Origin of the sequence: Methylobacterium indicum (assembly GCF_017347565.1) — a bacterium.
In the GTDB taxonomy this organism is placed as follows: domain Bacteria; phylum Pseudomonadota; class Alphaproteobacteria; order Rhizobiales; family Beijerinckiaceae; genus Methylobacterium; species Methylobacterium indicum.
Genome location: NZ_AP024145.1, coordinates 5,766,122 through 5,777,500 on the forward strand (window position 1 = coordinate 5,766,122; position 11,379 = coordinate 5,777,500).

At 68.9% G+C, this 11,379-nt stretch carries 16 protein-coding genes (1 of these 16 running past the window's edge); 8 read left to right on the top strand and 8 right to left on the bottom strand.

The window, feature by feature from the left end; all coding sequences use genetic code 11:
* The first annotated feature begins 14 nt into the window (after positions 1-14).
* The 7 genes from miv_RS33490 (at position 15) to miv_RS26810 (ending at position 3,170) form a co-directional block, all read left to right on the top strand.
* Positions 15-335, top strand: a complete 321-nt coding sequence (locus tag miv_RS33490; RefSeq protein WP_244748720.1) for a hypothetical protein — start codon at positions 15-17, stop codon at positions 333-335.
* Positions 332-1,243 carry a hypothetical protein gene (locus miv_RS33495; protein WP_244748721.1) on the top strand — a complete coding sequence of 304 codons (912 nt, stop codon included), beginning with the start codon at positions 332-334 and terminating at the stop codon, positions 1,241-1,243. Before miv_RS33490 ends, miv_RS33495 begins: the two co-directional genes overlap by 4 nt.
* Before the next feature lie 8 nt (positions 1,244-1,251).
* Positions 1,252-1,872, top strand: a complete 621-nt coding sequence (locus miv_RS26795) for a hypothetical protein (RefSeq protein WP_207179909.1) — start codon at positions 1,252-1,254, stop codon at positions 1,870-1,872.
* Between the two features lie 180 nt (positions 1,873-2,052).
* Positions 2,053-2,172: a glycosyl hydrolase 108 family protein gene (locus miv_RS33850; protein WP_342345222.1), complete on the top strand. Its 120-nt coding sequence runs from the start codon at positions 2,053-2,055 to the stop codon at positions 2,170-2,172.
* A gap of 48 nt (positions 2,173-2,220) precedes the next feature.
* Positions 2,221-2,526: a putative peptidoglycan-binding domain-containing protein gene (locus tag miv_RS33855; RefSeq protein ID WP_342345223.1), complete on the top strand. Its 306-nt coding sequence runs from the start codon at positions 2,221-2,223 to the stop codon at positions 2,524-2,526.
* Between the two features lie 40 nt (positions 2,527-2,566).
* Positions 2,567-2,707, top strand: a complete 141-nt coding sequence (locus miv_RS33500) for a Pam3-gp28 family putative phage holin (RefSeq protein WP_244748722.1) — start codon at positions 2,567-2,569, stop codon at positions 2,705-2,707.
* A gap of 133 nt (positions 2,708-2,840) precedes the next feature.
* The gene (locus miv_RS26810) at positions 2,841-3,170 is read left to right on the top strand and encodes a hypothetical protein (RefSeq protein ID WP_207179910.1); all 330 of its coding nucleotides are present in this window, start codon (positions 2,841-2,843) and stop codon (positions 3,168-3,170) included.
* Between the two features lie 306 nt (positions 3,171-3,476).
* Here miv_RS26810 and miv_RS26815 read toward each other — a convergent pair whose 3' ends face one another.
* From miv_RS26815 to miv_RS26850, 8 genes are all read right to left on the bottom strand, one after another.
* Positions 3,477-3,671: a hypothetical protein gene (locus miv_RS26815; RefSeq protein ID WP_207179911.1), complete on the bottom strand. Its 195-nt coding sequence runs from the start codon at positions 3,669-3,671 to the stop codon at positions 3,477-3,479.
* A 513-nt stretch (positions 3,672-4,184) separates the two neighbouring features.
* A complete protein-coding gene (locus miv_RS26820) occupies positions 4,185-5,936 on the bottom strand; it encodes a chloride channel protein (protein ID WP_207179912.1) in 1,752 nt (583 codons plus the stop codon).
* Between the two features lie 10 nt (positions 5,937-5,946).
* Positions 5,947-6,870 (bottom strand): aminotransferase class IV, encoded by a 924-nt coding sequence (locus tag miv_RS26825; RefSeq protein WP_207179915.1) that lies wholly within the window; start codon positions 6,868-6,870, stop codon positions 5,947-5,949.
* A 44-nt stretch (positions 6,871-6,914) separates the two neighbouring features.
* Complete coding sequence (locus miv_RS26830; protein ID WP_244748723.1) at positions 6,915-7,691, bottom strand: amino acid ABC transporter ATP-binding protein; 777 nt, start codon at positions 7,689-7,691, stop codon at positions 6,915-6,917.
* A gap of 12 nt (positions 7,692-7,703) precedes the next feature.
* Positions 7,704-8,369: an amino acid ABC transporter permease gene (locus tag miv_RS26835; RefSeq protein WP_207179917.1), complete on the bottom strand. Its 666-nt coding sequence runs from the start codon at positions 8,367-8,369 to the stop codon at positions 7,704-7,706.
* A gap of 10 nt (positions 8,370-8,379) precedes the next feature.
* Complete coding sequence (locus tag miv_RS26840) at positions 8,380-9,045, bottom strand: amino acid ABC transporter permease (RefSeq protein ID WP_048430156.1); 666 nt, start codon at positions 9,043-9,045, stop codon at positions 8,380-8,382.
* 24 nt (positions 9,046-9,069) lie between these two features.
* Positions 9,070-9,906, bottom strand: coding sequence for a transporter substrate-binding domain-containing protein (locus miv_RS26845; protein ID WP_207179919.1), 837 nt, complete (start codon positions 9,904-9,906; stop codon positions 9,070-9,072).
* A 46-nt stretch (positions 9,907-9,952) separates the two neighbouring features.
* Positions 9,953-10,639, bottom strand: a complete 687-nt coding sequence (locus tag miv_RS26850) for a GntR family transcriptional regulator (RefSeq protein WP_207179921.1) — start codon at positions 10,637-10,639, stop codon at positions 9,953-9,955.
* A 501-nt stretch (positions 10,640-11,140) separates the two neighbouring features.
* Here miv_RS26850 and miv_RS26855 point away from each other — a divergent pair.
* Positions 11,141-11,379 carry the start of a hypothetical protein gene (locus miv_RS26855; RefSeq protein WP_048430154.1) on the top strand. Its footprint extends 289 nt past the window's final position, so 239 of the gene's 528 nt are visible here — the first part of the coding sequence; its start codon is at positions 11,141-11,143; the stop codon falls past the right edge of the window.

An 11,379-nucleotide genomic window follows, 5' to 3' on the forward strand; every position in this document is an offset into this window, starting at 1 on the left:
TCCTCTCGACCTTCGTGGGCCGCCCCGGCGAGATCGTCGTCGACTCGACGAACAACCGTCTCGCCATCCATGACGGTACGACCCCGGGCGGATTCCCGACCGTGACCGCGGCGGACCTTAAGACCCTTCAGAACGTGACGCTCCTCGGCCTGGGTACCACCGCCGACGCACAGAACCCCTTCGCCGCCAAGCTGAACAAGGCGCTCTGGACCGCGCTGACGGCGGCCGAGGGCGGGACCGGGGACCTGCGCTACACCCTCAAAAGCAGGCTCCCGGCAACACCCTGTCGCTGCTGTTCCAATCCGGCTTCTCGGGCCGCGCCGAGATCGGCTTGACCGGTGACGACGACCTTCGCCTGAAGGTCTCGGGCGACGGCGGCACCTGGCGCGAGGCCCTACGGGTCGACCGGAATACCGGCGGTCTCGACTTCGCCGCGGCCGAGGTCTCGGCGCCGATCGCCGGCACGGTCGACCTCGGCGGGCTCGGGGCGGTCAAGGTGGTGCTCACCGGCACCGGCATGGTCACGAGCTTCGGCACCGCCCCGAACCGGCTCCGGTTCCTGCGCTTCACCGACGCCGCGACGCTCACCCACAACGCCGCGAGCCTGGTGCTGCCGGGCGGGGCGAACCTGGTCACCGCCGCCGGCGACACGGCCCTGGCGGTATCGGACGCCGCCGGGGCCTGGCGGGTGCTCACCTATACGCGTGCCTCCGGCAAGCCGGTCACCGGCCCGGCCGCGGCCGAGATCACCGACGCCAGCGCCTCCGGCCGCAGCGTGCTCACCGGCACCGCGGCGCAGGGCGCGACGGCGCTCGGGCTCGGCGCGACCAATCAGCCGAGCTTCGCCGGGGTGATGATCGGGGGCGGCGGCGCGTTCACGCCCGGGGCGATCTACTCGGATCCCGGATGGGGTTTCCTGTTCTACCCGCGCGTGGCGGGACAGGCGGCGGCGCACGCTTTCTTCAGCTCCGCCGGCAGTTCGGTGCTGATGGCGATCAAAGACGGTGGCGATGTCGGGATCGGGGTCGGGGCCTACCCCGCGACCAAGCTCGATGTCGGCGGCCCGATCCGGCCGGGCTCCTACACGGTGGAGACGCTGCCGGCCGGGGTGGTCGGGGCTCAGGTCTACGTCTCGAACGGCCGCAAGGTCACGGAGGCGGCCGGCGCGGGCACCGGCGTGACGGCCACCTACTCCAATGGGGCCTGGCGGCGGCTGTCGGACGACAGCGCGGTTGCGGCGTGAGGACGACGATGAGCGAACCCTACCTCTACGAGTTCCTGTATCGCGGCCGTCCGGCGGGCTCGGCCGAGGCGCCGGCCTGGCACGTCGTGCTCGGCCGGCACGTCACCCCGCTGGGCGCGACGGAGGCGCAGTTCGTGGCGAGCGGGGCGCTGAGCCCGGCGCAAGCCGAGGCCGCGGGGTTCCCGCTCTCGGCGGTGCTGGCGGGGATCGACGCGGCGGCGCTGGCGGGGCGGGATGCCGCCGTGGCCGAGGCGGCGGCGCTGCGGCGCGAGCGCGACGCCCTGGCCGGGGAGCGCGACGGCCTGGCGGCGCAGCTCGCCGCGCGGGAGGCGCCGGCGGCCGACGTGCTGCCGGCGATCTCGGACCGGCAGTTCTTCCAAGCGCTGGCGCTGGCCGGGGCGATCACGCCCGACGCGGCGCTGGCGGCGGTGATGACCGGCCGTCTTCCGGCGCCGATCGAGGCGGCGGTGACGGCGCTGCCGGCGGCGGAGCGCTTCGCCGCCCGGATGCTGCTGTCGGGCGCCACGGCGTTCGAGCGCGGCCACCCGATGGTGGCGCAGCTCGGCGCGGCGATCGGCTACGACGCGGCGGCGCTGGACGCGCTGTGGCGCCAGGCCGCCGCCCTCTGATCGGCTGCCTCTGATCGCGGCCCGACGCCCGGGCCTGCGGGCCGGCGCGCCGCCCCCCTCTGCACAACCTGGAGAGACCGATGACCGCGACGACGTTCGAGCGGGCGATGCCGCTCGTCCTGGCCCACGAGGGCGGATGGTCCGACGACCCGGCCGACCCGGGGGGCGACGAACCTCGGGGTGACGATCGGCACGCTGAGCCTGTGGCTCGGCCGGCCAGCGACCAAGACGGAGGTGAAGGCGCTGACGCCTGCGACCGTCGCCCCGATCTACCGGCGCCGGTTCTGGGACGCGATCTAGGGCGACGCGCTGCCGACCGGCCTGGACTACGCGCTGTTCGACTTCGCGGTGAACAGCGGACCGCGCCGGGCGGTGATCTGGCTGCAACGGGTGCTCGGGATCGCCGACGATGGCCGGCTCGGGCCGGTGACGCTGGCGGCACTCCAGGGCCGGGACGTGCCGGCGCTGGTCAACGCCGTGAGCGACGGGCGGCTGTCGTTCCTACGGGCGCTCTCGACCTGGCCGCGCTTCGGCCGCGGCTGGGGCCGGCGGGTCGAGGAAGTGCGGACCGCCGCCCTCGCGTTCCACACCGCCCCGGACCGGCCCGCAGCGCCATCCACCTGTCCCGCCTGCGGCAAGCCCGTTGCAGCCTGACCGCACATTCCTGTCCCTCCGCCTTCAAAAGGAGATCGCCATGAACCAGGAACAGCTCACTACGTTGCTGCGCACCCTGCTGCAGTTCGGTGGCGGGATCGCCGTCGGGCGCGGCTGGATCGATGCCGATACGGCCACCGCGTTGACCGGCGCCTTGGTCACGCTCCTCGTCACCGTGTGAGGCCTGTACGTGCGGCGCAACGCCGGCCTCGTCGCCTCCGCGGCCGCGCTGCCGACCGTCAAGGCGATCCTGGCCGAGCCGGCAACCGCGAACGCGGTCCCGAGCACCAAGGTCCAGCCGGCGGAATAGAGCAGTGCCTCTCCCCGAAGACGCCGAGGGCGTCATCATCCTACCGCGGCGGACCTCGTTCTGGGCCATGGCGACCCTGGTGGTGGGTCTTGCCGGGCAACTCCTCTGGATCGGCTCCTACGCCGCCCGGATCGACGCCCGGCTCGAGGATCTGGCCGCCTCCGATCAGCGGCAGGCCAAGCGGGACGACGAGCGCTACGGCCTCGTGATCGGCCGCCTCGAAAGCCTGGAACGTGACCGCGACCGGCTGGTGCGCCTGGAGGAGCAGGTGCGGATCGCAACAGACCTCCTGCGCGAGATCCGGCAGGAGATCCGCCCTGCTCCGCGGCGCTAAGTGTCTGAGCGATTTCATTTATAGGGACGCAGATATTACTGAATGATTATCGACATGCAATTGTCTTAACAAATATTATTTTTATCGATAAAAAATCTTATATTTGCTTGATAATGGCGCATGGATGACTGGAGAGATTCACGATCGCGCTGCAATCGCGAAGCTCTCTAAGTCTTTGTTTTGCCGCACTTTCTTCGACGAACCGGCATCCACTTCGTCGGAAAATGCTCTAACTATCTCTATATTTTCTTATGCCAGCGACCGGCTTGCGACCGGTCACTGGCATATGCGGCGCAAACGTGCGACTTAGCCGAACACGAGTTTGGCGTGGAAAGCCACATCGGCAACGGAAACCCCGGCCTTTGCCGAAGGCAGGAATGTGATGCGAACGCTGCCCTGCTTGTGAGTCGGGCCGCTCATCATCAACACTTGCGGGTAGGTTTGCTGCAGCCAGAAATTGACATCCAGCTGATTGGCTGCTGGCACCGTTATGTGGCTCATGGCTCCTCCTGTGAGCGACAAGCACGATAACGACGTCGCTCAATTTATGTTCCCAGCGGTCGCAAAGTTATCGAAACTATTATCGACTTTTCTCATCAAGATTGAGCGTAGAAGGCAATTGCTCCATCGACGACACTGCCAGTCTCGCACGAACAACCGCTCGCACCCCACTTTTTGCAGATGCTTCCTCCCATCCTTCGATCGGCTTAGCGGCCAAAAAACCGCACAGGGATGACCCAACAGCGTCCAACAAAGGGTCCAACATGAAACGCTCAAGCTGCGATATTTTTATATATTATTCAATCGCTTGCGCCTGATCAGACGCGACTGAGAATCCCCGCCCCGGATTCGAACGGGCGCCCTGTGCTCGACCTCCCGCGTCAGTCGGCCGGGATACGATGTCGAGGGGTTCGTCGCTGTCCACGGGGCGGAGTCCGATGCGCAGGGATGTGCGCGGGGTCGCGGCATCGTGCGGGCTGGCCCGGGGGCGGAGCGGGGATGGGGGGCAACCGGTCACGTCGGCGCCAGATCGCGGCTCGTGCGGTCCAGTTCCTCGCTGTAGCGGCGCAGCGCGTGCTGCTCGGTGAGGAGGCCGACGACCCGCCGGTCGTTCGCTCCGGCCACCACGGCCAGCGCGTCGGCCTCCGCCCGCTCGAAGACGGCGAGCGCGTCCTTGACGTTCATCTCCGGCGTCAGGATGTCGTCGCGCAGATGCAGGACCTCGTCGAGGCTCCCGACCTCTCGGGTCCCGTCGTGGAGTTCCTGGACATAGGCCATGCCGGCGTAGAGGCCGTCGCCTCCCAGGACCACGACGCGCTGGGTCGAGCCGAGCGGGAATTCGCGCCGGAAGCCCTTGACCGGCATGTCCACCCGCACGGTGCGGATGTCGGCGCGCATGGTCCGTCCGACGGTGAGGCTCCGGATCCAGCCGATGTCGAGCGCGCTGCGGATCGCTTCGCCGCGCAGGTGGAAGCGCCACGTCGCGAAGGAATAGCCGAAGGTCCGGCGCACGGTGAGCGAGGCCACCACCGAGGCCGCCAGCACCGCGATGGTGAGCGGGAGGCTGCCCGTCGTCTCGAGGGCGAGGAACGCCATGGTGAGGGGACCGCCCAGGATCGCCGTCGCCATCGCGCTCATCCCGACGATCCCCAGCACCACTGCGGGAATCTGCAGCGAGAACAGCGACATCCACGCGAAGGCGACGAGCTTGCCCAGCATCGCGCCGAGGAACAGCGAGGCGAAGAACAGCCCGCCGCGAAAGCCCGACCCGATCGAGACGGCGGAGGCGACCGCCTTCAGGGCGATGAGCATGACCAGCATGCCGGGGGTGTAGAAGGCCTCGAAGCCGACATGCAGGGCGCTGTGGCCGGAGGAGAGCACCGCCGGGGTGACCAGCGCCAGGCCGCCCACCGCGAATCCGCCGAGGGCTGGCTGCAACGGGAGCGGCATCCGGCTGCGCCGGAAGGCGGCCTCGACGAGGGGCACGCCGCGCATCACCGCGATCGCCACCGCGGCACAGACGAAGCCCATGACGACGATCGGCGCATAGTCGCGCAGGGCGAGGGTCCCGGCGAAGCCGACCTGGAACGAGGACGGCTCGACCACGAGCCGCATGGCACCGACCGCGCAGATCGCCGCGACGACGACGGGTGCCAGCGAGCCGATGGCGTAGGCCCCGATCACCAGCTCGAATGCGTAGAACGCGCCGGTCAGCGGCGCGTCGAAGGCCGCCGCGATCGCCCCCGCCGTACCCGCGCCGACGATGACCCGCAGGTCGCTGCGCCGGAGCTTGAACGCCCGGCCGAGCTTCGAGGCGATGGCGGCCGCGGCTTGGGTGTAGCCCGCCTCCATCCCCACGGAGGCGCCGCAGCCGTTCGACACCAGGGTCTGCGCGACGACGATCAGGCTGTCGCGGCCCGAGATCTGCCCGCCATAGAGGGCGTTGGCCTCGATCGGATCGACGATGCGCCCGGCCCGGCGCCAGCGAGCGAGCAGCACGCCGAAGGCCCCGAGGAGGAGGCCGCCTGCCGCCGGGACCAGGAGCGCCCGCCACGGCGCGACCGCCTCGGCCCCGCTCAGCGCCTCGCTCGGCAGGCCGAAGAGCCGGACATGCGCCTCCCGGGCCGCCAGGATCATCGCCGCGACGACGAGCCCGGCGAGGACGCCGACGAGGCCCGACAGAGCCACGACGAGGATCTCCTCCTGCCGGACCAGGCGGCGCAGGACGAAGGAGGGCCGCCACGCAGCCACTCGGCGAAGCCGCATCGGGCGGATCCTAGCGGAGTGTGTAGGCCTGGTAGAGACGGGCGACGTCGGCGGTCACGGGACCGGGCCTGCCGGTGCCGATGCGGCGGCCGTCGATCCGGGTCACCGGGGTGATCCCGCCCAGCGTCCCCGTCACGAAGGCCTCGTCGGCGGCGTAGGTCTCGGCCAGGGTGAAGTCGAGTTCGCGCACCGTGCCGCCGCTCTCGCGCCAGATCTCCATCACCTTGCGATGGGTGATGCCCTTGAAGTTGCATCGTCCCGTCGAGGTCCACAGCTCGCCCTTGCGGACGATGAAGAAGTTGGTGGAATTGCAGCTCGCCACGAAGCCCGATTGATCCAGCATCAAGGCCTCGTCGGCCCCGCAGTTGATCGCCTGGATCAGCGCCTGAATGAAGTTCAGGCGGCTGTGCGAGTTGAGCCGCAGGTCGAACACGTCGGGCGTGCTGCACCGGATGGTCGAGGTCATCAGCGTGAGGCCGGCGGCCTTGGCCTCGGGCCGCGGCGTCTTGTACTCGGCGATGATGACGATCGTGGCCCGGCCGAGCGCGAAGCGGGGATCCTGGTTCGGCGTGCGCTTGCGGCCGCGGGTGACCATCAGGCGGATATGGGCGCCGTCCTGCATCCCGTTGCGCGCGAGCGTTGCCCGGATGGCGGCGACCATCTCCTCCCGGGTGAGCCCGATATCGAGGGCGATCGAGCCCGCGCCCTCGTAGAGCCGGTCCATGTGATCGGCGAGGGCGAGCAGCTTGCCGTCGACGAGACGCAACCCCTCCCACACCCCGTCGCCGAGCACGAAGCCGGCATCGAAGACCGAGACGGAGGCCTGGTCGCGGGGGACGAAATCGCCGTTCACGTAGACGAGAACGTCCTCGTTGCGGGGATCGTCGAGATAGCCCTGCGCGCTCGACGCGCTGGTGGTCTGTGTGCCGGACAAGGGGGTGGTTCCTCGGTGGTGTCGGGAGCTGCCGGACGATGGCGTCAGAACGCGAACTCGCTGTGGCGCGCGAGGAAGTTGCGGGTCCGCTCGCCGCGCGGGTGCTTCAGGACCTCGTCGGGGGTCCCGACCTCGTAGAACCGACCGTCGGCCAGGAAGACGACCTTCGTGGCGAAGTGGTAGGCAAAACCGAGCTCGTGGGTGACGAGGAGCATGGTGCGCCCCTCCCCGGCGAGGCCGCGGATGACCCGCAGCACCTCCCCAACGAGCTCGGGATCGAGCGAGGAGGTGGGCTCGTCGAAGAGCAGGATCTCGGGGTCCATCGCGAGCGCCCGGGCGATCGCCACCCGCTGCTGCTGTCCCCCCGAGAGCCGGCTCGGATAGGCGTCGCGCTTCTCGGAGAGGCCCACCTTGCCGAGTTCGGCCTCCGCCCGGGCGCGGGCCTCGGCCCGCGGCGTGCCCTTCACGGTGACGAGGGCTTCCATGACGTTCTCGATCGCCGTCCTGTGCGGGAAGAGATTGAACTGCTGGAAGACCATGCCGACGCGCCGGCGGACCCCACACAGCTCGCTCTCGGGATAGACGGTTCCGCCGTCCCGCCCCCGCCGGCCTAGCGTCCGGCCGTCGAGGGCGATCCGGCCCGCCGTCGGGACCTCCATGAAGTTCAGGCAGCGCAGGAGCGTGCTCTTGCCCGACCCCGAGCCGCCGATGATCGCCACGCGCTCGCCCGGCATCACGGCGAGGTCGATGCCGCGCAGGACCTCGTGCGGGCCGAACGCCTTGTGGAGGCCTTCGACCTCGAGCAGGGGAGTGGTCGTCATGGGTGAAACCCTTCAGCTGCGGGCGGCGAGGCGCCGCTCGAGGCGGGCGGAGAGGTAGCTGCCGGGATAGATGAGGACGAAGTAGACGATCGCCACCGTGGTCAGGATCTCGAGCGGTCGATAATAGGTCGCGCTCAGGAGACGGCCCTGATACATCAATTCATGCACCGAAAGCACGGAAGCGAGCGAGGTGACTTTTGCCAGTTCGATGGCGCGATTGGTGAAGGCCGGGAGCATGCGACGCAGGACCTGGGGCAGGATCACCCGCCGCATCGCCTGCGCACGGGTCATGCCGAGCGCCCGCGCGCCCTCGAACTGCCCCTTCGGGACCGACTGGATCCCGCCGCGGAAGATCTCGGCACAATAGGCCGCGGTGTTGAGGGCGAGCCCGAGCAGGGCCGCCACGAAGGGCGACAGCTGGACGCCGATGACGATCGGAAAGGCGTAGAAGAACCAGATCAGCTGGATCAGGACCGGCGTGCCGCGAAACACCTCGATGGCGCCCAGCGCCGGCTTGGCGACCCAGCCCGAGCGGGACAGGCGGGCGAGGCCGAGGGCGAAGCCGAGCGCGAGCCCGGCCGCCATGGCGGGAATCCAGAGTTCCACCGTGACGAGGAGGCCGCGCAGCAGCACCGGCCAGTTCTGCGCCAGCAGGCTGAAATCCCAGTCGTAGGTCATGTCCGGGACCTCAGCGATAGGCGGTGAGGCGCTGCTCGGCCAGGCGCGCCAGCGCGCTCGCCGTGATCAGCAGAACCAGGTACAGAAGCGCCACCACGGTGTAGACCTCGAGCGGTCGGAAGGTCTGGCTGTTGACCTGCATCGCCTGGTAGAGAAGCTCGCCATAGGCGAGGGTCGAGGCGAGCGCCGTGGTCTTCGTCAGCTCGAAGGAGCGCTCGACGAAGGGCGGCACCATCCGGCCGATCGCCTGCGGCAGGACGACCCGGCGCATGAGCTGCGCCCGGCTCATCCCGAGCGCCCTGGCGCCCTCCCACTGCCCCTTCTCGATCGAGACGATGCCGCCGCGAAACACCTCGGCGTAGAAGGCTCCCGACTGGGTCGAGAGCGCGAGGATCGCCGCGGCGAGGGGATCGAGGCTGATGTCGGCCAGGACCGGCAGCGCATAGAAGAACCAGAAGAAATGCACGATCGGCGGCGTGTTCCGGTAGAACTCGATGAACGCCGTGGCAGGCGCGCGCGCGAGCCGGGACGGGGACAGCCGCATCAGGGCGAGGACGAGCCCGATGGCGACGCCGAGCACGATCGACGCCGCCGCGATCTTGACGGTGTTGACGAGCCCGAGCGCCAGCATGTCGAGATGGCGCAGGACGGGCATGAAGTCCCAGGCATAAGTCATGACCGTCCTCCTCGGGTCAGGGCGTCAGGCCCATTTCTCCCGCACGAGGCCGGGTACGGTCGCCGGGTCGATGCCGCGGGCCTGGAGGTACTTCGCGAAATATTCCTGCGGCTTGCCCGCGGCGTAGAGGGCGGCGAAGCGCTCGCCGAGCCAGACCTTGAACGCCGGATCGGCGTCCCGGCGGATGCCGGCGCTCGTGGCGACCGGGTTCACCGGCTTGAGCAGCACCACCTTGCCGAGCTTGAGCCGGGCATACTGGACGACGAGTGCCGGGTGGAACTGCGCGACGACATCCACGCGCTTGGCCACGAAGGCGGCCACCGCCTCGTCGTTGTTCGAGAAACGGCTGATGCTGGGGCTCTTCAGGGTCTCGGTCACCGTGCGGTCGACCGAGGTGCCGAGCGTCACGCCGATGCGGATGCCGGGCTTGTCGAGGTCGCTCCAGGACGTGGCCGCCTGATCGGGCCGTACCAGCGCCCCGGCCGCGTAGTAGAAGAGCGGGCTGTCCGGGAAGTCGATCGCCTTGCGACGCTCCTCGGTCGGATCGAGCACGAACATCACGTCGATCTGGTCGGCCTGGATCGCGGCGACGCAGTTCGCCCAGCTCGTCTCCACCGGCACCATCGCGACGCCGAGGTCGCTCGCCAGCTGGGTTCCGAGATCGATGCCGACGCCGCTCCAGGTCCCGGCCATCGGATCCTTGAAGAACCACGGCTCGGCCGAAGTGACCCCGATGCGCAGCTTTCCGCTCTGCTTGACGCGATCGAGCGACGTCCGGCCTTGCGCCCCCACGGGGCGCAGGCCGGCGGCCGTCGCCGCCGAGATGAGAGCGAGGGCGAGAACGTCGCGTCGACGGGTCATGGAAGTTCTCCTGATGCTGATCGGTGTTTTCGGTGCGCGGCGACGGTTACGCCCGTCTCCCCGGCCTCGGCTCGCGTCCTTCGAGGAACGCCTTCGTCTGCTCGGCGCCGCGGCGCATGTGGCTCTCGATCTCGCCGCGCATCGCCTGGAGGTCGTCGCCGAGAGCGAGACGGAGATACGCGTCGTGACCGTCCCGCCGGGGTCCGCGAATGCCATGGGCACGGTGATGCGCGGCCCAGTAGAGCTGCAGCCGGCCGCGAAGGCTCTGCCAGATGCGCAGCAGAAACGAATGCCCGGTGGCTTCGTACACGGCGCCGTGGAAGCTGAGTTCGGCGAGGATGCTGGCTTTGTCGTCGCCAGCATCGATCGTCGCCGTCAGGGCCTCGTGCCGGCGAAGGAGCTCGCTCCGGAAACCCTCGCCGCGCCGGTCCCAAAGCTGCTCGAACGCGAACGTTTCCAGATTGCGGCGGATCGAGTAGATCTCGTCGACATCCTTGACCGTGATATCGATCACGTAGGTCCCGGTATAAGGGACCGTCTCGAGGATTCCCTCTTCGATCAATTGCCGGATCGCTTCGCGCAAAGGACCGCGGCTGACACCGAACTGCTCGGCGAGTGCGGTTTCGACGAGCTGCGACCCGGGCTCGATGTTCCCGCTCAGGATCGCGTCGCGCAGAGTGTCGGCGATGCGGCTGCGAAACGTGTGCTTCGCCACGCGCGAGAAGCCGTCCATGGGAGTTTTCGCAGGTCGAGCAGTCATGCGGCCTCGCTGGTGATCGATTGTCAACAATCGACGACACGATGCAAGAGGGGGCGTGCACGATTGTCGAGCAGACCTTGTGCACCGTTTGGCGCCCTCCCGGGGAGCCGCGCCCCGCCACCCGGAGAAATCCCCGTGCGGACTGCACCGAACCAGACCGCGTGCCTGCCGAGGACGCCGGACACAGGCGCCCGGGATCGAATCGGTATGGCAGGACGACACGGCATCTCTTCGCATTCAGGCCGTGGAGCCACCCGAGCGGGCCCGCGCCTTGGTCGTCATCCAAGCCGCAAATTGCCACCGACGCTGTCCGGACACCGTCCGTGGGTGGACTTGTCGGCTTGGCTTGGAGGCGCGGCTCATGCCTTGGCCGATGGGGCGGTCGGCGTTGCGGGCGCTAGCGCGACAGGACCTAACAGGAGATGTTGCCCTTCAGGGGCGCCCAAATTCTCTACCGGCCCGGGAAACAGCGCGATGAAACGACCTCAGCGTGTCGATGGCTCGGATTCGTCCGGCTTCGACCATCGGCGACGGGACGCAGCAACGGAATCGGAGACGCGTGCCGCGGAAACCGGCCTGGCCGCCGCCTTCCTCGTCGAAGTGATGGGGGAGGACGTCGCCGCCGCATTCTTTGCCAGGTTCGAGGGCGTAATGGCGGAGGTCTGCCGCAGGGCGGAGGATCTCGCTCACATCCATCGTGCCGCGGACGAACC

Coding starts and splice junctions, on each gene's coding strand:
- miv_RS26795 (WP_207179909.1), top strand. CDS start 1,252: ATGAGCGAACCCTACCTCTACGAGTTCCTGTATCGCGGCCGTCCGGCG.
- miv_RS33500 (WP_244748722.1), top strand. CDS start 2,567: ATGAACCAGGAACAGCTCACTACGTTGCTGCGCACCCTGCTGCAGTTC.
- miv_RS26815 (WP_207179911.1), bottom strand. CDS start 3,671: ATGAGCCACATAACGGTGCCAGCAGCCAATCAGCTGGATGTCAATTTC.
- miv_RS26820 (WP_207179912.1), bottom strand. CDS start 5,936: ATGCGGCTTCGCCGAGTGGCTGCGTGGCGGCCCTCCTTCGTCCTGCGC.
- miv_RS26830 (WP_244748723.1), bottom strand. CDS start 7,691: ATGACGACCACTCCCCTGCTCGAGGTCGAAGGCCTCCACAAGGCGTTC.
- miv_RS26835 (WP_207179917.1), bottom strand. CDS start 8,369: ATGACCTACGACTGGGATTTCAGCCTGCTGGCGCAGAACTGGCCGGTG.
- miv_RS26840 (WP_048430156.1), bottom strand. CDS start 9,045: ATGACTTATGCCTGGGACTTCATGCCCGTCCTGCGCCATCTCGACATG.
- miv_RS26845 (WP_207179919.1), bottom strand. CDS start 9,906: ATGACCCGTCGACGCGACGTTCTCGCCCTCGCTCTCATCTCGGCGGCG.
- miv_RS26850 (WP_207179921.1), bottom strand. CDS start 10,639: ATGGACGGCTTCTCGCGCGTGGCGAAGCACACGTTTCGCAGCCGCATC.